Below are 1,100 nucleotides of genomic sequence, written 5' to 3' on the forward strand. Positions count from 1 at the left end.
CCGATTCTGTGGAAAAACAGACGTTTGCGAGCGCAGAAATAGTCGTTCCAAACCGGGCGCGCGCGCCTTTCCTGTCAGGCTTTGCGCATTTGCTGCGGCGCAGGAAAGATCTTGGCTAATTTGCGGAGGTTCTGGGCGGTTGCGGCGAGCAGGAATTCGTCATTTGCGCCGCATGGACCACGTAATCGGAGCCGCCCCAAGCCGAGGATCCGTTTGAGGTGCGCGAAGAGCATCTCGACCTTCTTTCGGAGCTTCATCGAGATGTCGTATTGCTTTGTTTTGGCGATGTCGCGCGCAACCTGGCGCGCATCTTCGTGTTCCTCGCGGGTGATAGATCTGGCATCTGCGTTCGGGCAGCATTTCTGTTTCGACGGGCAGGCCTGACAGGTCAATTTCAAAGCACGGTATTTGGCCCGACCCTCACTGCTCGGCCCCCGGTTTGGGTCGGAATAGTTCCGACGGAATTGCTTCAGTGCCTGGCCCTCGGGGCAGACATATTGGTCGCTCTCCGCGTCCCACTTGAAGTCCGCCCGGCTCCAGGTGCCATCGCTGCGGCCAGACTTGTCGAAGACCGGAATGTGCGGTGCGATCTTGCGGTCGACCAGCCAGCCCAGCATCGGTCCGGTGCCGTAGGCGGTGTCCGCGATCAGCCGTTGAGGATGCAGATCGAACCTGGTCTTCACGCGGTCCAGCATGGTTTTGGTCGAGCCGACCTCGGCCTGCCGGATCGACCTTGTCGCCTCGACGTCCACGATGACACCATGATCCGTGTCGATCAGGTAGTTGTCGGAATAGCTGAAGAAAGCGGGCCCCTTGCGCGCTGCAGTCCACTGGCTGGCCGGGTCGGAATGTGAGGTGAACTTTGGCTGCACTTCGCTGGCCGCACCGAATGCTGCCTCGTCCAGCGTTTCGAGATACTCGCGAACCGCGCGGGGTGCATCCGCCGGGTCGATGCTCGCTGCGTCCCAGTCTTCCTTCGGCGTCGAGTTTTGCTTGTTGGCATCCGCTTCGATCAGGCTGGCATCAATCGCCATGCGCTGACCGCTGACAAGACCTTCAGAGATGCAGCGCGCGACGGTCGTCTCGAACAGGTGGCGTAG

At 60.5% G+C, this 1,100-nt stretch carries 1 protein-coding gene; it reads right to left on the bottom strand.

The window, feature by feature from the left end:
* Positions 1–74 precede the first annotated feature (74 nt).
* A partial coding sequence (locus tag ROE7235_RS19660) for a transposase (RefSeq protein ID WP_121097743.1) occupies positions 75–1,100 on the bottom strand: 1,026 nt, incomplete at its 5' end.

Origin of the sequence: Roseinatronobacter ekhonensis (genome assembly GCF_900499075.1) — a bacterium.
GTDB lineage: Bacteria > Pseudomonadota > Alphaproteobacteria > Rhodobacterales > Rhodobacteraceae > Roseinatronobacter > Roseinatronobacter ekhonensis.